At 63.1% G+C, this 24,572-nt stretch carries 22 protein-coding genes, 2 tRNA genes and 2 pseudogenes; 16 read left to right on the top strand and 10 right to left on the bottom strand.

Annotated elements, in window-relative coordinates; genetic code table 11:
* Positions 1 to 70: 70 nt before the first annotated feature.
* Both NLY33_RS22545 and NLY33_RS22540 read right to left on the bottom strand, forming a co-directional pair.
* Positions 71 to 355: a hypothetical protein gene (locus tag NLY33_RS22545; RefSeq protein ID WP_023708899.1), complete on the bottom strand. Its 285-nt coding sequence runs from the start codon at positions 353 to 355 to the stop codon at positions 71 to 73.
* A gap of 408 nt (positions 356 to 763) precedes the next feature.
* The gene (locus NLY33_RS22540; RefSeq protein ID WP_023708898.1) at positions 764 to 940 is read right to left on the bottom strand and encodes a hypothetical protein; all 177 of its coding nucleotides are present in this window, start codon (positions 938 to 940) and stop codon (positions 764 to 766) included.
* Positions 941 to 1,824: 884 nt separating this feature from the next.
* On the opposite strand from NLY33_RS22540, the gene NLY33_RS22535 reads away from it, so the two are divergent.
* Positions 1,825 to 2,034: a hypothetical protein gene (locus NLY33_RS22535; RefSeq protein WP_156932495.1), complete on the top strand. Its 210-nt coding sequence runs from the start codon at positions 1,825 to 1,827 to the stop codon at positions 2,032 to 2,034.
* A 73-nt stretch (positions 2,035 to 2,107) separates the two neighbouring features.
* Positions 2,108 to 3,295, top strand: a complete 1,188-nt coding sequence (locus NLY33_RS22530; protein WP_050590903.1) for a site-specific integrase — start codon at positions 2,108 to 2,110, stop codon at positions 3,293 to 3,295.
* Between the two features lie 45 nt (positions 3,296 to 3,340).
* Here NLY33_RS22530 and NLY33_RS22525 read toward each other — a convergent pair.
* A tRNA-Asp gene (locus tag NLY33_RS22525) sits at positions 3,341 to 3,417 on the bottom strand.
* Between the two features lie 218 nt (positions 3,418 to 3,635).
* On the opposite strand from NLY33_RS22525, the gene NLY33_RS22520 reads away from it, so the two are divergent.
* A tRNA-Val gene (locus NLY33_RS22520) sits at positions 3,636 to 3,711 on the top strand.
* Positions 3,712 to 3,753: 42 nt separating this feature from the next.
* On the opposite strand, the gene NLY33_RS22515 is transcribed toward NLY33_RS22520, so the two are convergent.
* The 3 genes and pseudogenes from NLY33_RS22515 to NLY33_RS29695 form a co-directional block, all read right to left on the bottom strand.
* On the bottom strand, positions 3,754 to 4,113 hold the full coding sequence (locus NLY33_RS22515; RefSeq protein WP_023704339.1) for a hypothetical protein: 360 nt from the start codon (positions 4,111 to 4,113) through the stop codon (positions 3,754 to 3,756).
* Complete coding sequence (locus tag NLY33_RS22510) at positions 4,110 to 4,613, bottom strand: toll/interleukin-1 receptor domain-containing protein (RefSeq protein WP_023704340.1); 504 nt, start codon at positions 4,611 to 4,613, stop codon at positions 4,110 to 4,112. The genes NLY33_RS22515 and NLY33_RS22510 overlap by 4 nt, the downstream gene beginning before the upstream one ends.
* Before the next feature lie 189 nt (positions 4,614 to 4,802).
* Positions 4,803 to 5,345: pseudogene (locus tag NLY33_RS29695) on the bottom strand (transposase); the annotation flags it as partial.
* Between the two features lie 19 nt (positions 5,346 to 5,364).
* Here NLY33_RS29695 and NLY33_RS29690 point away from each other — a divergent pair.
* Together NLY33_RS29690 and NLY33_RS22495 are read left to right on the top strand one after the other, a co-directional pair.
* Positions 5,365 to 5,985: a hypothetical protein gene (locus NLY33_RS29690; protein WP_245261150.1), complete on the top strand. Its 621-nt coding sequence runs from the start codon at positions 5,365 to 5,367 to the stop codon at positions 5,983 to 5,985.
* A 12-nt stretch (positions 5,986 to 5,997) separates the two neighbouring features.
* The gene (locus NLY33_RS22495; protein ID WP_245261157.1) at positions 5,998 to 7,266 is read left to right on the top strand and encodes a CASTOR/POLLUX-related putative ion channel; all 1,269 of its coding nucleotides are present in this window, start codon (positions 5,998 to 6,000) and stop codon (positions 7,264 to 7,266) included.
* On the opposite strand, the gene NLY33_RS22490 is transcribed toward NLY33_RS22495, so the two are convergent.
* Complete coding sequence (locus NLY33_RS22490; RefSeq protein WP_023704527.1) at positions 7,263 to 8,138, bottom strand: HpcH/HpaI aldolase/citrate lyase family protein; 876 nt, start codon at positions 8,136 to 8,138, stop codon at positions 7,263 to 7,265. The genes NLY33_RS22495 and NLY33_RS22490 overlap by 4 nt on opposite strands.
* The gene (locus NLY33_RS22485) at positions 8,138 to 8,722 is read right to left on the bottom strand and encodes a MaoC family dehydratase (RefSeq protein WP_488505109.1); all 585 of its coding nucleotides are present in this window, start codon (positions 8,720 to 8,722) and stop codon (positions 8,138 to 8,140) included. Before NLY33_RS22485 ends, NLY33_RS22490 begins: the two co-directional genes overlap by 1 nt.
* 80 nt (positions 8,723 to 8,802) lie before the next feature.
* Between NLY33_RS22485 and NLY33_RS22480 the strand changes: the two genes are divergently transcribed.
* Complete coding sequence (locus tag NLY33_RS22480; protein ID WP_023704529.1) at positions 8,803 to 9,924, top strand: DUF2336 domain-containing protein; 1,122 nt, start codon at positions 8,803 to 8,805, stop codon at positions 9,922 to 9,924.
* Between the two features lie 4 nt (positions 9,925 to 9,928).
* On the opposite strand, the gene NLY33_RS22475 is transcribed toward NLY33_RS22480, so the two are convergent.
* Together NLY33_RS22475 and parE are read right to left on the bottom strand one after the other, a co-directional pair.
* Positions 9,929 to 11,998, bottom strand: coding sequence for an FUSC family protein (locus NLY33_RS22475; RefSeq protein ID WP_023708461.1), 2,070 nt, complete (start codon positions 11,996 to 11,998; stop codon positions 9,929 to 9,931).
* A 102-nt stretch (positions 11,999 to 12,100) separates the two neighbouring features.
* Positions 12,101 to 14,155 carry a DNA topoisomerase IV subunit B gene (gene parE, locus NLY33_RS22470; RefSeq protein WP_023691142.1) on the bottom strand — a complete coding sequence of 685 codons (2,055 nt, stop codon included), beginning with the start codon at positions 14,153 to 14,155 and terminating at the stop codon, positions 12,101 to 12,103.
* Between the two features lie 256 nt (positions 14,156 to 14,411).
* On the opposite strand from parE, the gene cpaB reads away from it, so the two are divergent.
* The 10 genes and pseudogenes from cpaB to NLY33_RS29545 all read left to right on the top strand — a co-directional run bounded on the left by cpaB (position 14,412) and on the right by NLY33_RS29545 (position 24,571).
* Positions 14,412 to 15,317, top strand: a complete 906-nt coding sequence (gene cpaB / locus NLY33_RS22465) for a Flp pilus assembly protein CpaB (protein ID WP_023688289.1) — start codon at positions 14,412 to 14,414, stop codon at positions 15,315 to 15,317.
* Positions 15,318 to 15,395: 78 nt separating this feature from the next.
* On the top strand, positions 15,396 to 16,796 hold the full coding sequence (locus NLY33_RS22460) for a type II and III secretion system protein family protein (protein ID WP_031197419.1): 1,401 nt from the start codon (positions 15,396 to 15,398) through the stop codon (positions 16,794 to 16,796).
* A 4-nt stretch (positions 16,797 to 16,800) separates the two neighbouring features.
* On the top strand, positions 16,801 to 17,067 hold the full coding sequence (locus NLY33_RS22455) for a hypothetical protein (RefSeq protein ID WP_023667602.1): 267 nt from the start codon (positions 16,801 to 16,803) through the stop codon (positions 17,065 to 17,067).
* Positions 17,068 to 17,111: 44 nt separating this feature from the next.
* Positions 17,112 to 18,326, top strand: coding sequence for a CpaE/TadZ family protein (locus NLY33_RS22450; RefSeq protein WP_023667601.1), 1,215 nt, complete (start codon positions 17,112 to 17,114; stop codon positions 18,324 to 18,326).
* A complete protein-coding gene (locus NLY33_RS22445) occupies positions 18,323 to 19,744 on the top strand; it encodes a TadA family conjugal transfer-associated ATPase (RefSeq protein ID WP_023667600.1) in 1,422 nt (473 codons plus the stop codon). Before NLY33_RS22450 ends, NLY33_RS22445 begins: the two co-directional genes overlap by 4 nt.
* A gap of 4 nt (positions 19,745 to 19,748) precedes the next feature.
* Positions 19,749 to 20,714: a type II secretion system F family protein gene (locus NLY33_RS22440; protein ID WP_023704530.1), complete on the top strand. Its 966-nt coding sequence runs from the start codon at positions 19,749 to 19,751 to the stop codon at positions 20,712 to 20,714.
* A gap of 1 nt (position 20,715) precedes the next feature.
* Positions 20,716 to 21,681, top strand: a complete 966-nt coding sequence (locus NLY33_RS22435) for a type II secretion system F family protein (RefSeq protein ID WP_023681595.1) — start codon at positions 20,716 to 20,718, stop codon at positions 21,679 to 21,681.
* A 131-nt stretch (positions 21,682 to 21,812) separates the two neighbouring features.
* Entirely contained in the window at positions 21,813 to 22,643 is an 831-nt protein-coding gene (locus NLY33_RS22430) for a PA3715 family protein (protein WP_031193122.1), read from the top strand.
* Between the two features lie 157 nt (positions 22,644 to 22,800).
* On the top strand, positions 22,801 to 23,247 hold the full coding sequence (locus NLY33_RS22425) for a hypothetical protein (RefSeq protein ID WP_245261158.1): 447 nt from the start codon (positions 22,801 to 22,803) through the stop codon (positions 23,245 to 23,247).
* Between the two features lie 161 nt (positions 23,248 to 23,408).
* Positions 23,409 to 24,571: pseudogene (locus NLY33_RS29545) on the top strand (GGDEF domain-containing protein).
* The last annotated feature ends 1 nt before the right edge of the window (position 24,572 follow it).

The following is a 24,572-nucleotide window of genomic DNA, read 5'->3' as shown; positions in this document are numbered from 1 at the left end:
AGGGCGCCGAGCCTTACCGGCGCTGCTTTGAGGCAGACGACGCCGGACGAGATGAGAGTAGGCGATCATGCTAATCTCTGCGAACCATGCGAATGAGGGAAAGCCGTGTGCGATTCTTCGCTATCCAGCCACGAACCTCTGCCTTTCGGACATGGCGGTCCGTCGCTCGATCGATGATGAAGAACGCCTGATGTAGCTGCTCGACTTCGTAGAGCCCGACCCGGATCTCGAACCCTGTCTGGCCAGTGGCATCGAAGTCACCGGGACCAATGACAGGAAAGGCGACGACGATGGCGAAGCGGACGACGAGCGCGAAGCCAACGATGCCGATTATGGCTTCATAGAGGGAGGGCAAGGCCTATAATTGTCCGGTCGAGAATGAATAGCCCGCTGCCTCACGGTGGACTGGCTTCAGTTTTTGTGCGGCACGATGTAGCGACTGCTCACCGCACCCGCCCCTGTGCCCCGCGTGACGACAATCGTGCTATACCCGGCTGGAACGGAACCTGTAGCGGAGGGGTCGATCGAACTGCATCGCCCGACGATCTCCCCGTTGGGAGCGCCCTCGAGCCTCACGGCTAACGCCAACTGGCATGTGTCAAGGGATCCGAACATGGCCGGTGATGTATCGAGTGGCTTGCAGACTCCCTGGGCGGGACTGCAAGAAAGCAAAATCATCACAGCTGCAGTTGCCGGATCCATTCGTGAAGCTCCGTTGTTCGACGAGCCTCAACGCAGAATAGCGAGCTTTGTTTCGTCGGTGCTAAAATACGAGTTTTCTGGTCTGGCTCACGGTGGCGGGCTTTTCATTGTCACAGCTTTCGCCTCTCAATTGTCCCGATCCCGAACGGTAAAACAGCCATCCGACGAGACACACCGAGGGGATTGCGATGGCCAGAAGGATGCCGCCGGCAATGTTCACCATCAACATGAAATCCATCGGACCTCTCCCTCTTATATGCCGACAGTCGGAAACTCGTGAAATCAACATGGGTGAACAGGTTGCGAACATGCTGCTACGGTTTTTGCAGAGCCACGAGATGAGACGAGACCGACCAGCACGACAGGGGGACTAGCTCTCGTCGCAACAAATTGACAGACAAGGACTGGACGGAGTCGAACGGCAAGGGCAGGGACGCCATCAAGCGAATTTCAAAACAGATGCCTTGGCCGACGGGTAATCGCTGAAAAGATCAAGGTATGCCCTGAGGTGACGTCACAAGGCAGTGTGCTTGGGTGTCGATCGGGCGGGCGGGTCGGAGAGGAACGGCAAATTCGGTGATGTCGCAATCGTCGGCATCACGAGCCCGCTGTATGGCGCTTAGAGCTTCGAACTCCCGCTTCGGCGCGGTGTCCATTTCGTTGCCGAAGCAAGTTCGTGACCGTGAAATCAGCTAACCGGCGCCGAAGGAGCGTCAGCATGGCGACGCCGCAGGCGAGACGCCGGGCCGCCGCCCCAAACGAGGGTGCCGTTTGAAGGCTGGTGATTTCGCCAGAGCACAGGGTGCGATTCTGACTACGCACAAGCCAGACGCTGTCATGGCGATGCTGGGTTGGCCGGGCGTAGCGGCTTCGAAGCCGCCGATTACAAGTATTCTCGCTCTGTGGCTGCCGATTCTGCGATTAAGGATTCGATGAATAGGCATGGGGGAGAAAGGCCGCTATTCTAAGCCTCATTCCCCCTCGATGCAGGAATAACGAGATCATGGAGTAGGAAAATCTCATGCTATGCGGCGGAGGTGCTTACACGGGCGAGATTCACACCCGCCCAACGACAAGGCGCCCATCCGCTGCCCGATGGACGGTGGATAGAGTTTTGGTGCCATGAGCCAAACCCACACATTACAACCGTCATCTATCCGCTTCCCGGTACAACCACGGCTGGTGCCGGCGATCAAGGCGGCGCGTCATCTCCACCTGACGCTGCGGGAATTCATGGAATTTCTGCCCGCGTTGCAGGATCAAGGCTTTCCCAAGGCCTGCCCAATCACCGGCAACTACGACATGGTTGCGATCGACGCCTGGCTCGATTAACGCTCGGGTCTTGCAGGATCAGGATCCGGCGCGCAGTCTAGCATTGACATTGCAAGAGCGAGGCTGGCGATCCTTGGGTAAGATCAAATTGAAGCACTACGTCATCCGTAAGGGCAAATACGGCTACTCGCTGCCGACGCCGAAGATGGTCGAAGCTGGCTTCAGATGCATTTCCTGTGGAATCGACGGGCCTGAGGCTTGGACGATAGCCCGGGAGTGGGAAGACCGCTGGCAGGAACTCCGCAAGGGCAGGGAGCCGTCGCGCCTGCATGTATGGCCAAAGGATTCCATCGGAGACGCCTTTGCACGCTATCGCCGCATGGATGCATGGAAGCGCAAGCCACCGCGCACCCGCGAGGATCGGGAGCGCGGCTGGACCTTCATCGAGCCGTACTTCGCCGACCTGCCGCCAGCCGACATCACCCTCGAGCTGCTCGACGACTGGTATGGCCGTCTGCTGCGGGTCAAAGGTGTCGACATCGCCTACCGTGCCGTAAAGACGTGGCGTTCGCTCTATAATGTCATGGCCGGCATGAAGCTATGCCCGCCCGGCTCCGACCCATCGCAGGCGATCCGCCGCCAGACGCCACCACCGCGCCACCAGACCTGGACGGCAGGCGAGGCGGTGCGCATGGTCAAGGGCGCCTGGCGCGCCGGCTACCGCGGACTGGCCTGCATCATCGCCGTTGCGTGGGACACGAGCTTCTCACCCGTCGACGTGCGCACGCTCACACCGGCGCAGGCAATGCAGACAGCACAGGAATGGGGTTTTCTGATTGCACGCAGCAAGAGTGGCGAGGCGGCTGTCGGCACGCTGTCGTCACGCACGCAGCGCCTGGTGCTGGCCTATGTCGAATCACTAGGCGTCACCCTGCTTGACGATGCGCCGATCTTTCGCTCGCGCGGTTTCGCGCCGGGCCCGAAGGGCGGCCGGCCGCGCGCCGGCGTGCCTTACACGAAGGATTCTCTGGTCGACGACTTTGCCGATCTGCGCACGCTGGTGTTCGGGACATCGGAGAAGCGGCGGCTGATGGACATGCGGCGTTCCGGCGCGGTCGAGGCGAATGCCGGAGGCGCGTCGGTCGAGGCAATCTCGGCCAAGATGGGCAATTCGATCGACGGGAACAAGGGGCTGCAGAAGACCTATATGCCGGTCAATCTGGCCGCCGTCCGCTCAGCCGATGCCAGCCGCCGCAAGGGCAGAAAGCTGCTTGGCCTGGAACGGAACGAATACAGAAAGTTGAAACTCTCCGCAGAATGAGAGTTGAAACTTTTCAAGGGGCGGTAGCTAACCCCTTGAAATTAATGGCGCGAGTGACGGGGCTCGAACCCGCGACCTCCGGCGTGACAGGCCGGCACTCTAACCAACTGAGCTACACCCGCGCATTGGACGAGCACGTGTCAGCCGTGTTCGTCGTTGGGGCGGTGGATAAGGGGTTCGCCACCGGGTGTCAAGCGCAGCTGGACAGCATAAACGCAAACAGGAGAAGGTTTTTTGACGGGCGGCACTTTGCCTGCGAAAACCACTGTGCGGCTAAGCTCGCGGCTGTTCATTTGGCCTTGCGAAGCCGGTTCCGACCGCTTAAAGGTCCGGCCGGAGCGGGCGATTAGCTCAGTTGGTAGAGCGCTTCGTTTACACCGAAGATGTCGGCGGTTCGAGCCCGTCATCGCCCACCACTCAATTTCTTGATAAATCGGTGCTTGCCCGGAGTTACGGTCTCATATCCGGTTGTATGCGTTGTCGGCATTCTGCTTCCTGGCCTTGTCGCGTTCGAAAGGGGTGACGCAGACCAAGTCGCTCTCGAACGCTTCACGCCAGACGTAGCCGTCGCGGCAGGTGCTGTCGCCGTAAGGTCCGCCGGTCGGCGAACGATTGTTGCGGGCATTGGCATTCTGCGCCTGCACCTCGCCGTAGTCGGCAGGACTCACGCACACGCTGTCGCCGAAGATCGCCGATCGCCAGACGAATCCTTCCTTGCACCCTTTGGCCTCGATCGCTGCGGGCTCGATAGGCGACGGCAAAGGGGAGGGCCTCGGCCACAACGCCACCGTTGTCCCGCCGATGCCGAGCGCGATCATCGCGACCAGCCCGTACAGCAGCCAGAGCCTCGGCCGCCGCGCCGCTGGCTCGCTATCGCCGACGCAATCGCCGCCATATCGTCGTTGAAGCGCTCGTGGCGGACCTCCATGGCTTGACGCTTGGCCAAGTCCTGCAGATCGGGTGGCAAGGCGCTTTTCTTTGGCATGCTGGCGCCGTTGACGAGCACGGGGATGACGCGCACCCCAGCCTGGAGTGCCGTACGGATCTCCTTGCGCACGAAGTCGTCGGGGGACTCCAGCCGAACCTGGCCCTGCTCATCGGTAAGCGCGGCCCACTGCGGCCCCACGATCGCCAGCATGATTTTGCAGCTGGCCAAACTGCGGGCAAGCGCCACCTCAAAGTCATCGCCGGGGTTGAGCTTGTCGACGTCCATGAAGATGGATGCATCAGGAAGCGCGCGGTTCAGATTATCGTAGACGCGGCCCGCCACGCCGGAATCGGTCTGCCGTCGGTAGTTGATGAATACGTCGCCAAGCAAGGCCTGCCTCTTCCCACATCAACGAGAAGGCCCCAAAGTAGCATGAGCGGTGACCTCGCAGCTAGTCTGGCGACAGACTGGCCATTACTGCGGATGCAGTCCGTTTCACGTCTCGCCAGAGGACACATGCACCGGCCCTTCGCGGTTGTGTGCGTCAAGTTCTGCAAAATGGGGCGGCCATGATGCTGGTCATGCGGCTTGGCGCAGAGCGAGCTTCTTGTGCTCGCGCAGGTCGTCCATGTTGATGTATCGGTTGGCCTCCATCCAGTTTTCATTGGTCTCGACGGCCAAGGCCCTGACCAGGCGCAGGCAGCTTTCGGTATTGGGGAAGATGCGCACGACATAGGTGCGCCGGCGGATTTCCTCGTTGAGCCGCTCCAGCATGTTGGTGGATTTGAGATGCTTGTGGTGCTGTCTCGGCAGCCTGAAGAAGGTCAGGGTTTGTTCGATGGCATCCTCGGCCCAGCCTGTCAGGCGCGGATAGCGGGCCGACCATTTGGCAAGCCATGCGGCAAGATCAGCCCTGGCCTCTGCGAGATCGCGCCGGTCGTAGAGCCAGCGCAATTCCTGCAGGCAGTCGTCGCCGTGCTTCCTCGGCAGATGATCGAGCGCGTTCCTGAGGAAGTGCACGTAGCAGCGTTGCCAGGCGGCTTCGGGGATCACCTCGCCGGTCGCTGCCACCAGGCCGGCGTGATCGTCGGACACAACCAACTCGACGCCCTTGAGGCCGCGCGCGGGGGTCGCCGGCGACATGAAGAAACGAGACTCGCTGCGAACCCGGCTGCGCTATGGGTTTGACAAGAGCATGGCGGCCGGGCCGATCGCGCTGATCGGCTGGCTCGCCGTCGCTTCGCTGCTGATCATCATCGCCGCCGCGGCTTTCCTTGCGGTGACCCGCATCGCGCCGGAGGGCGGCGAACCGCTGAACTTCTTCGAAGCGTTCTGGGAATCGCTGATGCGCACGCTCGATTCCGGCACGATGGGCGGCGACACCGGCTGGGCCTTTCGTCTCGTCATGCTCTTTGTCACGCTCGCCGGCATCTTCGTCGTGTCGGCCCTCATCGGCGTGCTCAGCGCCGGCGTCGACAGCAAGCTCGATGAATTGCGCAAGGGCCGTTCGCGGGTGCTGGAGAGCGACCACACCATCATCCTCAACTGGTCGCCGTCGGTCTTCGACGTCATCTCCGAACTCGTCATTGCCAATGCCAGCCGCCGCCATCCGCGCATTGTCGTCATGGCCAATATGGACAAGGTGGCGATGGAGGACGAGATCGCCGCCAAAGTCGGCAGACTGGGCAATACGCGCATCATCTGCCGCAGCGGCGACCCGACCGACCTCTACGATCTGGCCATCGTCAACCCGCAGACCTAGCGCTCGATCATCGTGCTGTCGCCGGAGGGCGACGACCCGGATTCGCAGGTCATCAAGACAGTGCTCGCGCTGGCCAACGACCCGAACCGGCGCACGGCGGCCTACAACATCGCCGCCGAGATCCGCGACGGCAAGAACGCCGAGGTCGCCCGCGTCGTCGGCGGGGCCGAGGTGCAGCTTGTGCTGGCCGACCAGCTGATCTCGCGCATCGTCGTGCATTCGAGCCGGCAGTCGGGTCTCAGCGGCGTCTATTCGGAACTGCTCGATTTCGACGGCTGCGAAATCTACACGACCGAGCAGCCTGATCTCACCGGCAAGACCTTCGGCGAGGCGGTGATGGCGTATGAGCATTGCACGCTGATCGGGCTCTGCGACCAAACCGGGCGCGTCAATCTCAACCCGCCGTCGGATCTGGTGATCGGCAAGGACATGCGCGCCATCATCATTGCCGAGGACGATGCCGCTATCAAGCTGGGAGGCGCGGGGGCCAAGATCGATACCGCGGCAATCCTTCGCCATCAGCTTGTCGAGGCGAAGCCGGAGCGCACGCTGATCCTTGGCTGGAACCGGCGCGGTCCGATCATCACCTATGAACTGTCGCGCTACGTCGCGCCGGGTTCGATCCTGACCATCGCCGCCGATACGCCAGGCCTCGAGCAGGAAGTTGCCGGCCTGCCGGTCGTCGGCGACAATCTGTCGGTTTCCTGCCGCATCACCGACACGTCGAGCAGCACAGCACTGGCAAGCCTGGACGTGCCTTCCTACGACCACGTGCTCGTCCTTGGCTACAGCGAGACCATGGCAGCGCAGCCCGCCGATACGCGCACGCTGGTGACGCTGCTGCATCTGCGCAAAATCGCAGACGATGCCGGCACGCACATCTCGATCGTCAGCGAGATGATCGACGTGCGCAACCGCGAGCTGGCGGCGGTGACTAAGGCCGATGATTTCGTCGTCAGCAACCGGCTGGTCAGCCTGATGCTGGCGCAGGCATCGGAGAACCAGCATCTCGCCGCGATCTTCGATGATCTGCTCGACGAGGAGGGCTCCGAAATCTACATGCGTCCGGTCGGCGACTATGTCGCCATCGACCATCCGGTGACGTTCTGGACGATCGCGGAATCGGCGCGTCTGCGCGGCGAGATCGCCATCGGGCATAGGCGCGTTCGCGCTGCGCAGAATGATGAGCGGGCTCTGGGCGGCGTCACCGTCAACCCGTTGAAGTCGCAAGCGCTGGCCTACCTGCCGGAGGACCGGGTCATCGTGCTGGCGCGGGACTAAACCCCGGCTGCCTTGGCGCGAGCCAGAAGCCGTTCGGCGAGCCTGAGATGCGGCCGGTCATACATCTTGCCGTCAATGCCGACCACGCCGGGATTTCCGGCCGCCTCGAAGGCCGCGACGATGGCCTGCGAGCGTTGCACTGCCTCCGCCGATGGCGTGAAGGCGGCGTTGATGACCGGCACTTGCGCCGGATGGATTGCCATCTTGCCGGTAAAGCCGTCACGCTCGGCCTCCGTGCATTCGGCTTCGAAGGCGGCCATGTCGCGAAAGGCAGGGAAGACCGTGTCGATCGCCGCGACTTCGGCTGCGCCGGCGGCGAGGATGGTCATGGTGCGGGCAAGGCGGAAGACATCGGTGTATCGACCGTTGTCGTCGCGCGCAGCCCGCGCACCGATCGCCGCGGACAGATCTTCGGCACCCCAGGTGAGGCCGGCAAGCCGGGCGCTTGCCCCGGCATAGGTCGCGGCGGCCAGCAACCCAGCAGCGGTCTCGGTAATGATCGGCAGGATCTTGATCGCGCCATCCGGCAATCCGTTTTCGGCCTCATGTACGCGGAGCTTTACGGATAGCTGCTGGACATCCTGGCCGCTGTTCGACTTCGGCAGCATGATGCCGTCGGGTTTGACCGGAACCAGGGCGGCCAGATCGTCGTCGGTCAACCCGGTCGAGAGATCGTTGACGCGGATATAGATGGCGGAGCTTGTCTGCTGCCGGTTGCCGCCGATAAAGCGTGCCGCGATGTCGCGTGCCGACGGCTTGTTTTGTGGCGCCACGGAATCCTCAAGGTCGACGATGACCACGTCGGCGCCGGCGCCAAAGCCTTTGTCCAGCTTCTTTTCGGAATCGCCGGGCACAAACAGCAGCGAGCGCATCAGGCCGCCTTTTTCATCATCATCGCCTGGCGCGTGCATTTGGCGACGAGCACATCGTTCTGATTGTAGGCGCGATGCTCGAACTCGACGATGCCGCGGTCCGGCTTGGATTTCGATTCCCTGACCGAGATCACAGTCGTTTCGACACGGATGGTGTCGCCATGGAAGACCGGGTGCGGAAACACCGTCTCCTTCATGCCGAGATTGGCAATTGTGGTGCCGACGGTGATGTCATTGACGGAAATGCCGATCATCAGGCCGAGCGTGAACAGCGAATTGACCAGCGGTCTGCCCCATTCGCTCTTGGCGGCGAAGTCGAAGTCGATGTGCAGCGGCTGCGGGTTCAGCGTCATCACCGAGAACAGCATGTTATCGCTTTCGGTGACGGTCTTGCGCAGCGTGTGCCGAAAGACATGTCCGACGACGAACTCTTCGAGATAAAGCCCGGGCATCGTTTTTCTCCTCCGCTGCCTGACGGTTGATAGGCGCTGCCCATGCCACCCGCAAGTTTTAAGTCTTTGTTTTGATGCATGTGGTTGCCTCGAAACCGGGGCCACTTTCGAGCGACATGCATTAACAAACATGGTGAACCGTTCGTAAACCATTTCTGCCTAGGGTCATTCCTGGGGCCGGAAGCTTTCCGGCAAGGGGCGTAGCAGGCAGTATGGTTGTCTCGCATTTTCTCAAATGGATCTACACCGCGAGAGTTTCGGAGCGCGCCGCGGCGGCAAGCGCGCTGGCCCGCGCCTACGTCAATTCCGACCTGCCTTTCGAAGACCGTTGCGCGGCCGAAGCGGCGCTGACGCTGCTGCTCGACGACGCCTCGTCGAAGGTGCGGCTGGCTATGGCCGAAGCGCTGTCGATGAGCCATCACGCGCCGCTGCAGATCATCAGCGCGCTTGCCTCCGATCAGCCGGAAGTGGCAGCCCTGGTGCTGGCGCGCTCCCCGCTGCTGACGGACGCCGACCTGATCGACCGCGTCGCGGCCGGGCACAAGGCGACGCAAAAACTGATCGCCGACCGGCCGGTCGTTTCGATGGCGGTTGCCGCGGCGATCGCCGAGATCGGCGAACCGGAAGCGTGTGCGGCGCTGCTCGCCAATGACGGCGCCGACATAGCCTCGCTCTCCTTCCGCCGCATCGCCGAGCGGCATGGCCATATCGCTCATTTGCGCGAGGCAATGGTCACGGATGTGCGGCTGCCGGCCGACTGCCGGCACATGCTACTGGTCAAGCTCGGCGAAACGCTGAAGGCTTCGCCGCTGGTGATGGCGCTGATGGGGGCGGCCAGAGCCGAGCGCGTCACGCGCGATGCTTGCGTCAAGGCTTCGGTGCGGCTGGTCGAAGGCACGCGCGCGGAGGAACATGCGGCACTTATCGAACATCTGCGCCTGCGCGGCGACCTGACCGCAAGTTTCATCATCCGTGCCATTGCCCACGGCAAGGTCGACTTTTTCGGCTCGGCCCTGGTTGCGCTCAGCCAGCAGTCGGAGCAGCGGGTGCGGGCCTTGCTCGCAGGCGGCCAGGACGTTGCGTTGCAGGCGCTGTTCCGCGGCGCCGGCCTTGCCGCTTCCACCCATGGCATCATCCTGCGCGCGCTCAAAATCTGGCGCGAAGTCGCCAACGGCAAGCGCCTCGCCGGCGTGCAGGAGGTCAGCTGGCTGATGCTGAAGGAGCTCGGCGGTCATGCCACCGAGGGCGATCTCGCCGGCCTGGTCAAGTCGATCCATCTCGACGCGCTGCGGGAAAACGCGCGCGGGCATGCGCTGGCGATAGCCGCGGCCTGACGCCCTAGCCACGGTCCCTGGTGAAGAAATCCGGGAAATCCTCGATCGCGGCGGCGATGATGCGCAGCGAGGCTGCGATCTGCAGCGTGTCGGCACTACCGCTGCGCTCTGAGAGGCCGGCTGCATATTGCCGGGCCACAGTGATGGTCGCCGTCTGGGGCTCGCCTGGTGCGCGAAAGAGCAGTTCACGCGCGAGGCCGCGCAGGAAATTGGCGATCGAGAGCGCGGTGTCGGTAGGAGTGGACGGCCTCTGCTGCGCGGCGCGCAGGCGCAGGATTTCGAGGCCGACGGTAACGGCGGCGACCCCGCCGCCCAGGATCGCATCGCCTTTCCTGCCGGCATTCTGCAAGAGCGGCATCAGCTGGTTGATGCGGTCATAGGCCAGGCTCTCGAAGGCCGAACGCCGCGGTACCCGCTCGTGCAGACACAGCCGCGCCAGATCCTCGCGCATGGCGCGCACGATGCGGTTGGCCGCGCGCCATGGATCGACCGGCAGCACCACGATGAAGACGCCGATGGCCAGCAGGATGCCGACCAGCACCGACGCCGAGCCGGCGAAGAACGGGCCTGGGGCATAGGTCATCGCCTGATGCGGGCTGAGGAAGGCGAGGAAATTGATTGCAAACGCCGTCGCCACGCCGACGGTGCGCGGATTGGCCATGCCCAGCGCCGTCGGTACCAGGATCGGCACGACAAACAGCGTGAACCAGCCGAAGCCGGGCAAAGCAGGCAGCGCGACCTGGCCGACAAGGAAGGCAAAGGGCAAAGCCAGCAGCGTTCCCTTGAAGAAGCCCCAGGACACCCGCACCGGGTCAGGCCGCGCGGCGAAAAGACTGGAGACGACGGCAACGAGGATGACGGTGCCGGCCGCGTCGGACCATTTCGTCGTCAGCCAGAAGGCGGCGACCGCCAACGTGGCAAGGCCGGCGCGTATGGCATTGCGCGAAGCCCCGGGATAATCGCGGTGCACCACCAGCGCAGGCAGCTGCCTGTTGCTCCGGCTGGGGCCCGTCACCGGTGCGCGCAGGGCGTCGAGGCCGCGCAGCACCTGCTTGAAGGCTTCGGCGAAATCGGCGGCGATGGTGAGGCGGGTTATGGTGCCGACCCTGTCGTCGCCCTGATCGGTCGAGGCGTCGGGCATTTGCCGGGCCTTGCCGGCAATCGCGTCGAGCCGCGTCACCCAGGGCGACGTGTCGTCCAGCGCCTCGGGCGTCGCTGCCAGCTCGCTGACCATCGACTGCAGTTCGGAGCGTACCGGAATGAGCGCTGCGTTTTTCGGCGCGGCATGCGAATGCAGCGCGCGCGCCGCCGACAGCGCCGAGAGAAGCTGACCGATGGTTAGCCGGACCGGATGGGCGCGGGTGGCGAAGCTCGGTGCTTCGAGCCGGGCATAGGCGCGCATCTCGGCCAGCATCTGGGCGTCGGTGATCAGCTTGCGGTGCAGGCCGGCCAGCGTCGCCGGGTCGCCACCGGAAAAAGCGCCGCCTGCATAGGTTGCAAGGTCGAGGATGCTGCGCTTCAGCCTGGAGATGATGGCGTCAGCGGCCAGCTTGGGCAGGATCAGCCGGCTGGTCAGGCCGGCGCAGACGATGCCGAGCACGATCTCGGCGCAGCGCGCGACAGCGAGATCGACGACCACGTGCGGCTGGCCGAAAGCCGGCAGCCCAATGATCATCGCGGTATAGCCGGCAAGTGCGGCGCCATAGGCTTCCGGATTGCGCAGCAGCGACGAAACCAGCGTGCACAGCCCAATCCAGACGGATAGCGCCGTGACCAGCAGCCAGGGATTGGTGCCGAAAACCGAGGTGATGCCGATCGCCGCAAGTCCACCGGCCAGCGTGCCGAGCAGCCGGTAAAAACCTTTCGCCAGCACCATGCCGGCGACCGGCTGGGCGACGATGAAGACCGTCATCATCGCCCATTGCGGGTGGTCGAGTTTTAGCGCGTAAGCAGCGAGAAGCGCGATCAGACCGGCCGAAACCGTGCGCAGGGCGAAAATCCAATCCGAGCGCGTCGGCTGCGTCAGGCCCGCCAAACTAGTTTCGAAGTAGCTCTTCAGCCGCGCCCGGATCACAAGCTGGTCTCCGTATCGGAAGCGCAGGCTAGAGCAGTTCCAGGAAAAGTGTGAAACGGTTTTCCGCCCGGAACTGCGTCAAAACGAAGAGTTGGCCGGCGCTCAGATATCCAGCACTTCCGTCGCGGCGAATTCGGCGCGTTCCTGGATGAAGCGGAAGCGGGCTTCCGGCTTGGTGCCCATCAGCGCGTCGACAGCATCCTTGGTCGCCGCCACGGCGTCGATGACATCGACCCTGAGCAGCGTGCGCTTCCTCGGGTCCATGGTGGTTTCCTTGAGCTGCGCGGCCATCATCTCGCCCAGGCCCTTGAAGCGGCCGATCTCGACCTTGGCGCGGCCGGTGAATTCGGTGCGCAACAGCTCGTCCTTGTGCGCATCGTCCCTGGCATAGGCAACCTTGCCGCCTTGCCGGATCGAATAGAGCGGCGGCACCGCCAGATAGAGATGGCCGCCATTCACCAGGTTCGGCATTTCCTGGTAGAAGAAGGTGATCAGCAGCGAGGCTATGTGAGCGCCGTCGACGTCGGCGTCGGTCATGATGATCACGCGGTCGTAGCGCAAATCCTCGTCGCGGTATTTCGAGCGCGTGCCGCAGCCGAGCGCCTGAATCAGGTCCGAAATCTGCTGGTTGGCGGCGAGCTTGTCGTTGCCGGCGCTGGCGACGTTGAGGATTTTTCCGCGCAGCGGCAGCACCGCCTGGCTGGCGCGGTCGCGCGCCTGCTTGGCCGAGCCGCCGGCCGAGTCGCCTTCGACGATGAACAGTTCGGCGCCCGCGGCGGCGTTCTGCGTGCAGTCGGCGAGCTTGCCGGGAAGGCGCAGCTTGCGCACCGCGCTCTTGCGCGACACCTCCTTTTCCTGGCGCCGGCGCACCCGCTCGTCGGCGCGCGCAATCACCCATTCCAGCAGCTTGGAGGCTTCCTGCGGATTGTCGGCCAGCCAGTGGTCGAAGGGATCGCGGATGGCGGTCTCGACAATGCGAATGGCTTCGATCGTTGCCAGCCTGTCCTTGGTCTGGCCGACGAATTCCGGCTCGCGAATAAACACCGACAGCATGCCTGCCGCCGAGATCATCACGTCTTCGGAGGTGACGATCGAGGCGCGCTTGTTGCCGACCAGGTCGGCATAGGCCCGAAGCCCGCGCGTCAGCACATTGCGAAAGCCGGCCTCATGCGTGCCGCCTTCGCCGGTCGGGATGGTGTTGCAGTAGGAGTTGACGAAGCCGTCACCGCCGAACCAGGTCACCGCCCATTCCAGCGAACCGTGGCCGCCCTGCTTCTCGCTCTTGCCGGCGAAGATTTCGCGGGTCACCTGGAAATCATCGCCGAGCGATGCCTTGAGATAGTCCTTCAAGCCGCCGGGGAAATGGAACTCCGCCTTGGCCGGCGTCTGGTCCTTTTCCTTGATCAGCGATGGGTCGCAGCTCCAGCGGATCTCGACGCCGCCGAACAGATAGGCTTTCGAGCGGGTCATGCGATAGAGCCGCGCCGGCTCGAAGGCGGCGCCCTTGCCGAAAATCTGCTCGTCGGGATGGAAGCGGATTTTGGTGCCGCGCCGGTTGTGCACTTCGCCGAGCTGCTCCAGCCCGCTCACCGGAACGCCGCGCGAGAACCTTTGGCGGTAAAGCTGGCGACCGCGCGCGACCTCGACTTCGAGATGGTCCGACAGCGCATTGACGACCGAGACGCCGACACCGTGCAGACCGCCGGAGGTCTCATAGACCTTGCTATCGAACTTGCCGCCCGAATGCAGCGTCGTCATGATGACTTCGAGCGCCGGTTTCTTGAATTTCGGATGCGGATCGACCGGAATGCCGCGGCCATTGTCGGTGACGGTCAGAAATCCGTCGGCCGACAGCTCGACATCGATGAAGGTGGCATGGCCGGCGACCGCCTCGTCCATCGAATTATCGATGACCTCGGCAAACAGATGGTGCATCGCCTTGTCGTCGGTGCCGCCAATATACATGCCGGGACGGCGCCGCACCGGCTCCAGCCCCTCCAGCACCTCGATGTCGGCGGCGCTATAGCCCTCGCTGCCGTCCTTGGTCGCGGCAGGACGCTTCGTGGCCTGCACCAGCGGGTCGGCCGGGCGCGAAGGTGTCCGAGCCGGTTGGGGCTGCTTTTCCAGATTGCCGAAAAGATCGTTGTTGTCGTCCATGCCTACCATAGAATCCGTGCCGCGAATCACCCGTCGATACTGCCACGCTTTTCGGCGCCAAGCGACGGAAGTTCCTGTTACGTTCGGGGATTAAACCCTTCTTATCCTAAAACCTTTCGATAACCAAGCCGGCGGAAATAGGTCCGTGCGGAGCGGCCGCGATTCCTGAATCTTTAACAAAGCGGCCTAGCGTCGCTCCAACAAAACAAAAGACCACGAATGTCAGGGGTTGGTTGTGAGGGGCAAGGCCATAACGATGATTGGCATCGCTGCCGTCTTCGGCGCGATTTCAATCTTTGCCGCGGATTTCTGGGTGAAAAGCCAGGCCAAGGCCGATGCCGAAGAGAAAACGGCGTCGATCCCGGCGCCCGCCGTCCCCAAGGTCGTCTTCAAGACCATAGTGGTGGCCAACGCGCCGCTGCGTTACGGCATGGAGCTTGACCGGGCGCAGCTCAGCGAAATCCCATGGTCCGAGGATTCGGTGCCGCAGGGCGCGTTCACCACAGTCAATGCATTGCTCGCCGAAGGCAGCCGCGTGGTATTGTCGCCGATCGAGGTCAACGAGCCGGTGCTGATCAGCAAATTGTCGGGGCCGAACGGCCGCGCGACGCTATCAAACATGATGACGCCCGGCATGCGGGCGGTGACAATCCGCACCGACGAGATCGCCGGTGTCGGCGGCTTCGTCATGCCGGGCGACCGGGTCGACGTGGTGCTGACACGCGATGCGGGCGAAATCCAGGAAGTGGCCAAGAACGCGCAGGGCGCTGCCGGATCGACCGTTACCTCCGAGATCGTCGTCTCCGACGCCAAGGTGCTGACCGTGGGGCAGGGCGCCGACGAGCGCCAGACCACACCGCAGATCGCCAATTCCGTCACCATCGAGGTGACGACCGAAGGCGCGCAGAAAGTGGCGCTTGCCCGCACCGTCGGCACCTTGTCGCTGTCGCTCCGCTCGGCCGCAGACGGAGGGGCCGCCAAGGACGGCGTCACCACCATCTCGTCCTTCGGCGGATCGGTCGCCTCCGGCGTCCAGGCCGCTGCCGGCGCGCTGTTCACTGCCGCGACCAAGGAGCCTGAGAAGCCGAAATTCAAGACGATCATCGTGACGCGCGGCACGCAGGTCGAAGAATACCAGGTTCCTGCGCGGGACCAGCAATAACTGCCGGTGGGGACCGGGCGAGGGACGGGACAGATGTCGGGACTTCATGCATTTCGAACTACGAAAGGGCTGCGCCCAATGCGGGCGCTTGCGGTGGGGGCTTGCCTGGCCGCGGCCGCAATGCTCGGCCTCAGCGCGCCAGCCAAGGCCGACAACGATATAGTCCATGTCTCGTCGACAACGAATGCGTCGATCAAGGTGGCCAAGGGCAAGCCGAAGACGGTCATGACCAATGCCGCCTTCTACCAGATCGTCATCGGCGATCCGGAGATCGCCAACGTCAATCCGCTGACCGACAAATCCTTCTATGTGCTGGGCAACAATCTCGGCACCACCGGCATCGCGCTGTTCGACGAGAACAAGCAGCTGGTCGGCACCGTAGACATCGAGGTGACGCTGGACACCGACCAGCTGGCCAGCACCATTCGCGCCAGCGTGCCGGACGCCAAGATCAAGGTCGGCTCGGCCAATGGCCGCGTCGTGCTGTCGGGCGAGGCCGATGACGCGGTCGCCGCCGAGAAGGCAAGCAAGATCGCCAGCCGCTTCTCCGGCAATGAGGAAGTGATCAATTCGGTCAACATCTCGTCCTCGCAGCAGGTTCAGCTCAACGTCCGCTTCGTCGAGATCAATCGCCAGGCCGGACAGGATCTCGGCGCCAAATACAGCGCCAATTTCGCTTACGGCATTGGCGGGCGCGACGTCACCCTCGATCCTGGCACGGTGCCGGGAGCCGGCAATGGCGAGATCATCGGCCGGCTGCTGTCCAACGGCCTGTCGATCGACGTCGCCATCAAGGCGCTGGAGGAACGTGGTCTCGCCAGGCGGCTGGCCGAGCCGAACCTGATCGCCCGCTCGGGCCAGACGGCAAGCTTCCTCGCCGGCGGCGAGTTCCCGATCCCGGTCTCCGAGGACAATGGCAAGATTTCCGTCAGCTACAAGAAATACGGCGTCAGCCTCGACTTCACGCCGACGGTTCTCAAGGACGGGCTGGTGAGCCTCGACATCGCGCCGGAAGTGTCCTCGATCGACGCTTCGGCCTCCTACAATATCGGCAATATCTCGGTCCCGGGCTTTATCGTGCGCCGCGCCAAAACATCCGTCGACCTGAAGAATGGCCAGAGCTTCATGATCGCCGGCCTGCTGCAGTCACAGAACGACATTACCACATCGCGTCTTCCCGGCCTCGGCAAGCTGCCGGTGCTCGGCTCGCTGTTCTCCTCCAAATCCTATCAGCGGCGCGAGACCGATCTGGTGATCATCGTCACCCCCTATCTGGTCAAGCCGGTCGATCCGTCGAAGAAGCTGCTCGAGCCGACCGACGGCACGCAGCCAGCCAGCAATGTCGACTATTTCCTCAACAACACCGAGGAAGTGAAATCGTCCGAAGCCAATCGTGCAGTGGCAATGGCCAGCGGCAGTACGGCACAGCCGGCCGCGGTCACCACCGTCGGGCATTTCCTCGACCTGCCGAAGGATTGAAGCCATGCGCGTGGAATCATGCATCGCCCTGCTGATCGCCGGCCTCGCCGGCGGCTGCACCAGCGACGACTATGTCCGCTCCGAGGGACCGACGATTGCCGCCGGCAACGCACAGGCCGCCAATACGGCCATGCAGATGGTCGATCCCTGGAAATACGGCGTCCAGAACACCAGGCTGCTGGTGCCGGCGCAGCGCAGTGAGGCGGCAGTCAACGCCGCCGACCAGGCTGCTGCTGCCAAGGCCGTGCAACCGACAGCGACAACCGATTGATTTGCCCGGTGATTTGACCGGGAATGACCTGACAGGCTGACAAAATGGCAAGCGGCATCAAGACCAAGAAGATCCTGCTGGTGTCCAGCGACCGGACCTTTGCGCAGGATACGCGCACCGCGTTCGCGGCCTCGGAGGTGATCCAGCTTTCGACCGTCGAGAAGAACATTACCGAACTGCGCGGCGAGGTCCAGGAAGCCGATTTCGGCGCGCTCATCGTCGACATGGATGCGGCAAAGCTGGAAGAGATCGAGTCGCTGCAGCGCATCATGCGCCGGCTTGAAGGCCGCGTTCCGGTGGTCGTCGTCACCCAGGAATTCAACGCAGCCGCAGTGCGTATCCTGGTGCAGCTCCAGGTCGCCGATTTCCTGGTCAAGCCGATCACCACCGCCGATCTGGTGCGGTCGGTCGTGCGCGCGCTGCAAGGGCCGGGGCGCGAGGAAAACACCGAGTCGCAGATCTATACCTTCATGCCGGCCGCCGGCGGCGTCGGCACCACGACGCTGGCGCTGCAGACCGCCTTCCAGCTGCATCATTCGGTGACGCGCGGCGCGTCGACCTGCGTGGTCGACCTCAATTTCCAGCAAGGCGCCTGCGCCGAATATCTCGACCTCGAGCCGCGCTTCGACATCACCGAAATCGAGAACCAGCCCGAGCGCCTCGACCGTCAGCTGCTGGATGTGATGCTGTCCAAGCATGCGAGCGGGCTCTGCGTGCTGGCGGCGCCAACGCATCCGTCGGAAATGCGCTCGTTCAAGACCGATGTCGTGGTGCGCATGCTCGATCTCGTCTCGGCCTATTTCGACAACGTCGTCATCGACATGCCGCGCACCTGGTTTCCGTGGACGGAGACGGTGCTGCTCGGCTCCAACAAGCTCTACATCGTCGCCGAAATGACGGTGCCATGCCTGCGCCACACGCAGCGGCTGATCCAGGCGGTCTACGAGACGGCCGGCAAGGAAGTGAAGCCGAACGTCATCGTCAATCGTTTCGAGCAGAAGATGTTCGACAACGGCATCAAGCAGGCGGATGTCCAGGAAATCCTGGGCGAGCATTTCGTCGGCGGCATCTCCAACAATTACCGGCTTGTGCGTGAAGCGGTCGACCGCGGCGTGCCGCTGCATGAGATCGACCCGAACGCCAATGTCGTCAACGATCTGAAGAGGATCATCCTGCCGGAAGAAGCCGTGGTGACGCCGGAGAAATCGCGCTCGCTGTTCGGCATCGGCAGGGGCCTCCTGAAGAGGAAAGCCGGATGACCAGCCGCTTCTCGACCCTGCAGAACCGTGACGTCCGCGCGCTGAAGCCGGCCGAGGCGGCGCCGGTCGCGCATCACGCCGTGGTCATCCCGACGAACCGCAAGGCCTTGCCGCCGAAGCCGGAGACAACACCGGGAAAAAGCGCCAACAAGGTGCTCGATGCCCGCGTGCGCATCCACCGGCTGCTGCTCGAGGAAATCAACCTGGTCGCGCTGGAGCGCCTGCCCAAGGATGAGATGCGCCGGCAGGTGCAGGAGTTCGTGTCGGAAAAGACCCGCCAGGAGCGTATGGCGATCAACACCGTCGAACTTGAAGCGCTGGTCGATGACATCGTCGATGAGATGGTCGGCCTCGGCCCGCTGGAACCGCTGCTCAAGGACCCCGACATCAACGACATCCTGATCAACGGCCACCAGAACTGCTTCGTCGAAAAACGGGGCAAGCTGCAGCAGGTCCATATCCCGTTCAAGGACGAGGCGCATCTGTTGCGCATCGTCAACAAGATCGTCGCCGCCGTCGGCCGCCGGGTCGACGAATCGCAACCGATGGTCGATGCCCGCATGCTCGACGGCTCGCGCTTCAACGCCGCCATTCGCCCGGTCGCCGTCGACGGGCCGCTGGTGTCGATCCGCAAGTTTTCAAAGAACAAGCTCGGCCTGCACAAGCTGGTCGAGTTCGGCGCCATCACCCAGAATATGGCCGAGGTGCTGGCGGCGGCAGTCCACGCCCGCAAGACGACCATCATCTCGGGCGGCACCGGCACCGGCAAGACGACGATGCTCAACGCATTGTCAGCCTTCATTCCGGAAGACGAACGGTTGATCACCATCGAGGACGCGGCCGAACTGCAGCTGCAGCAGCCGCATGTCGCGCGCATGGAAACGCGCCCCGCCAACATCGAAGGTCATGGCGAGCTGAAGCAGCGCGACCTGGTCAAGAACGCGCTGCGCATGCGCCCTGACCGCGTCATCCTCGGCGAGTGCCGCGGCGAGGAGGCCTTCGACATGCTGCAGGCGATGAACACCGGACATGAAGGCTCGATGGCGACCATCCACGCCAACACGCCGCGCGACGCCATTTCACGCCTCGAGCAGATGCTGGGCATGACCGGCATGCCGATGACGGTGCAGTCGATCCGCAGTCAGATCGCCAGCGCGCTCGACCTTATCGTCCAGCTGACGCGACTGTCGGACGGCAAGCGCAAGGTGACCAGCGTCGCCGAGGTGACCGGCATGGAAGGGGACGTCATCCAGATGCAGGAGATATTCCGCTTCGTGCGCACTGGCATGGAGGCCGACGGCAAGATCCTCGGTCACTACGAGGCGACCGGCATTCGCCCGCGTTTCCTCGAGGACCTGCGCAATATGGGCATTGAATTCCCCGGCAAATATTTCGAACCCGGCCGGCCGCAGGAGTAGCCGGGTGTTCGAGAATTTCAGCCCGATCTATGTCGTTTATGCCGCGGCAGCGCTGACCGGCATCATGATCGCCGAAGGCTGCTATCTGCTCTATGCCGGCCGCAGCGACAAGCGCCTGGCCATCAACCGGCGCATGAGGCTGCAGGAAAACAAGATCAGCCAGGAACAGGTGCTGATTCAGCTGCGCAAGGAACGCGGCCTCGATTCCGGCACGTCATTCTTCTCGCCCGACCGTTTTCGCGCGCTGCGCACGCAGTCTGGCATGGTGATGCCGTTGCCGAAATTCCTGACGATGACGACGGGCGTGGCGCTGGCCATGATGCTCGTCGCGCTCTGGTACGGCCTGCCGCTGTTGCTCGCCATTTTGCTGTTTGTGGTGCTGACAGCGCTGCTGCCGGTGATTGTGCTGCGTTCCAAGCGTGCCCGGCGGGTGAAGCGTTTCGGCGTGCAGTTGCCGGAGGCGCTGGAATTGATCACGCGCGGCTTGAAGGCCGGGCATCCGGTTCCGGTGGCGATCTCGATGGTGTCGCGCGAGATGTCCGATCCGATCGGCACCGAATTCGGCGTTATCTCCGACGAGGTGACTTATGGTTCCGACCTGGTTTCTGCGCTGAATTCACTGTTCGACCGCGTCGGCCAGGAGGATCTGCCGCTGTTCGTCACCGCGGTTTCCATCCAGACGAGTTCGGGCGGCAATCTGCGCGAGATCCTCGACGGGCTGTCGACGACGATCCGCGAACGCGGCAAGCTGCGCCGCAAGGTGCGCGCCATTTCGACTGAGGGTCGTATGTCGGCCTATATCCTGACGGCGGTGCCGGCACTGCTGTTCGCCACCATTATGGTGATGATGCCGCAATTCTATCAGAGCGTCTGGGATGTACCGAAGACGTGGTATCTGCTGGGCGGTTCCGTGACATGGCTGATGCTGGGCAACATCATCATGTTCAAGATGTCGAACTTCCGGTTCTGAGATGGAGCAGATGATCCAGTTTCTTGCATCGCTGGCGCCGACGTCGCTGATGCCGGTAGCCGCGCTGCTGCTGGTGTTGGGTGGCAGCGCGGTGGCATGGCCGCTCGTGGTAGCCAAAGGCGACCGCAACGATCTCAAGCGCCGGCTCAAGATCGACGACAGCAAGACTCCCCAACAGGCCGAGGCGGCGCCGAAGAAGAACCAGAGCGTCGTGCGCGAGAAGGCGGTGAAGCGGGCGCAGGAATTCTACGCCAAGAGCGATCCGGAAAATGTCGCCCGGTTGCGTATGAAGCTGATCCAGGCGGGCTATATGGAGCCGCGCGCGATCGGCACATTCTTCCTGATCCGCTTCGCCTGCCTGGTGGGCGCAACGATCGGCGCGTTCCTGGTCAACCATTGGATGGGCAGCGCCGATTCCACCGCGACCAGCCGCTGGACCTTCATCATCCTGTCGGGAGCCGCCGGCTATTTCGTGCCCGGCCTGGTGCTCAGCCAGAAGGTGCGGGAAAAGATGCGCGAATACCGCAACGGCTTTCCCGACTTCATGGATTTGATGATCGTCTGCTCCGATGCGGGCATGAGCATGGAGGCAGGCATCGAGCGGGTCTCGAAGGAACTGGCCAAGACCTATCCGTCGCTGAGCCAAAACCTGCAGCTGGTGTCGCTGGAACTCAGGGCCGGCCGCAGCCTCGACGATGCCTTGAAGGCGCTTGCCGACCGCCTCAGCTTGGACGAGGTGCGCTCCTTCGCCACGCTTTTGCAGCAGTCGAAGGAACTCGGCACCAGCCTTGCCGGGGCGCTGCGCGTGTTCTCCGACGAAATGCGCCACAAGCGCATGTCGCTGGCCGAGGAGAAGGCACATGCCTTGCCGGCCAAGATGTCGGTGCCGGTGGTGGTGTGCATCCTGCCGGTGGTGCTGATGATCGCCGTCATCCCGATCATCGTCAAAATGACGGCGGTTCAGTAGATACCTAGGGGATTGCCCGGCGGCTTCTTGCGGTTACTCACTCCAACTACGCTTCATCTGGATGTCGAAACCCGGCCGGTTCGGTCGCTCTCCTTCGGCAAAATCCGCAAAGCAAAATGAGTGAGCCGTCCATGCGAATAGTCTTGTGCACCGCTTTCCTCGGCCTGGCCGCCACCAGTCTGTCGCCGGCCTCGGCCGCGGCCGACGATTGCGGCGATGCTGCCGCCCTGGTGCAACAGGCCTATCCCAGGGCCCAAAAGAGCGCAGACGGCGCCTCGTTCACGCTCGAACCCCATACCAGCATCGCCGTGACGCTCCCGGATACGCCGTTTGGCCTCGTCTGCAAGATATGGCCTGCCCATGACGATCTGTTGCTGGTCGCGGTGCCGCTCATCGACAGCAGCCAATCCAGCGACGACGGGCATGTCGGCGATGTCGACCTTCTGGTCGTCGACAGGAAGACCCGGCAGGTGCGCCAGCGCCTGCTCCAGCCCGGGCTGATGACCGATGATGCCATCGCCATCAACAAGGTCGAATTCGATACCGGCCGCTATGGCCTGGCGCCCGGTGTCACCGGCTTTGGCCTGCGCATCCAAATGGCGAGCCATTCGCGGCCCAATCCCTTCAGCGAAACCGACCTGCGGCTCTATGCCCTTGACGGCGGTGATCTGCGCCTGGTGCTCGACGGCATCATCGTGGCCGGCTTTGGCGGCGAAGGCGACACCAATTGCGCAGGATCCTTTCAATCCAGCCGGGTCAGCCTGGCGATGAGCCCGGCGAGACATCACGGCTATCACGACATCACAGTGTTCGAGCGGTTGGACACCGACAATCCGTCTGTCGACAAGAATGGCGAGTGCCAGTCCCATCCCGGAAGGTCCATGAAACGAACCTACCGGCTGCGCTATGACGGCAGCCGGTATCAGTTTCCGGCGGGGCTCAAGTCGATGGAGCCGGACTAGCCCTCGGCTGGTTAATGGCTGGTGTGCCCGAAACCAAATTTTAGGGGCGTTTCAGCACTGAAGTTTAATCGCCCTGTTGTAGTCTGCTTCCTCAGAGAACGACCCGGTAAATCGGGCGATTGGGGCCAGGGGCATGCGTCACAGAAGTTTCACGGTAATGGCCGCGCTAGCGGCCGTCTTGATGGTCGGCGGCTGCACGACCGACAACGTCGACAAAACCAAGACCACATCGATCCAACCGGTGGCAAAAGACGTCAGCACCTCCGACCTTGCGCAAGGCAAGGCGCAGTTCCGCGAGGCCAATTACGGCCTTGCCGAACAGCATTTCCGCAAGGCCGTGGAACTGAAGGCCGACAGTGCCGAGGGATGGATGGGGCTTGCCGCCTCCTATGACGAACTCGGCCGCTTCGACTTCGCCGACCGCGCCTACGACCAGCTTTTGAAGGTTGCCGGGCGCAAGCCGCAGATTGTCAACAATATGGGCTATTCGCAGCTGCTGCGCGGCAACAAGAACAAGGCGAGAGCGCTGCTCATGGAAGCAAGGGCCGGCATGGCCGACCCGAGCGTGATCAACGCCAATCTGGCGCTGCTCAACAAGGGCTGAGACTAGGGACACTCGCGTGCCGAGCTTCGCGGGACGGCAGTCGACGCTTTGTAAACCCTGTCGGCAGGTTGCTTTGAAAACCGGCCGAAAACGGTATCTCCGGCCGGTTGCATGCCTATGATGCGCCACAAATCGAAGATCCCAAAGGTTGCCGCTCATCCATGCTGGATTTCAGTTCGCTATTGCTGGCGGCCGCGCTGTCGGGCACATGCCTGAGCGTCACCATGTTTGTGATCTGGTTCACGGCGCCGCGTGCACGCTTCGTGCTGACGGTGGCGTGCGGCATTCTCGTCCTTGTCGCCCACGTCATCGTCTTCTGGCGCTACACGAGGGAGCCCAGTCCCTTGCTTTGCCAGGCGGCGCTGGCGCTGCTCAGCCTCGGTTTCCTGGCGCTTTCACTTTCGGCCATGCAATATCTTGGTGTGCGAAATTACAGCCGCGCTGTCCTGCCGGCCATGCTTGCGATGGCTGTCTGCGCCGGCGTGACCTATCTCGGTTTCGATGGTGTCGGCTTCATCCTCACCTATACGACGGTAACAGTGCTGCTCGCCTCGATCGGGGTGATGTTCTGGATCAAGGGCAGTCAGGATCGCGGCATTCTGCTGGTCGTTTCGGCGCTAAGCGGCGTCTGCGGCGTATCCTTCGGGCTCTGCGGCGCCGTGCTTCTGGTCAAGGGCCAGTGGGTGCTCGGCGTCGCACCCGACAATTGGGCCGAGCGGTTGAATTCGGTCGTGGCAGTCGCCTGCATGACGGCGCTCGGCGCGCTGACGCTGTCGCTGCATCATCTGCAGGCACAGATCGAACTGAAGGCCGAGACCTTGACCGACCCGTTGACCGGTCTCATGAACCGGCGGGCTTTGAACTCGCTTTATGGCGAGCGCGTCTTCGGCCCGTTCATGTCGGTCGCCATGTTCGACCTCGACCACTTCAAGCGGACCAACGACATCTATGGCCATCCCGTCGGCGACCGGGTGCTTTGCCGTTTCGCCGCAGTCATCAAGAAGTATGACAGGGTTGGCGTCGACGCCTTCCGGCTGGGCGGCGAGGAGTTCGCGTGGTCATGTCTCGGATGACCGAAGACAAGGCCTACGATCTCGCCAGCAGGATCGGCGTCGCCTTCGGCACGGAAGTGGTGCCGACGCCGCGCGGGCCGTTGCGCAGCAGCGTCAGCGGCGGCATTGGCTTTGGCAAGGAAGACGGCAGCAGCCTGGATGAAGTGCTGGCCGAGGCCGACCGGGCGCTCTACGCGGCCAAGAACGACGGGCGAAATCGCGTGCTTGTCCTCAACGGCAAGGCCGACGGACCGGCCTTGCGTTCAGCCTGAC

Source organism: Mesorhizobium sp. C432A (assembly GCF_030323145.1).
In the GTDB taxonomy this organism is placed as follows: Bacteria; Pseudomonadota; Alphaproteobacteria; order Rhizobiales; family Rhizobiaceae; genus Mesorhizobium.
Note: the sequence above shows the minus strand (reverse complement) of the source record. Positions and strands in the feature narration are given on the sequence as shown.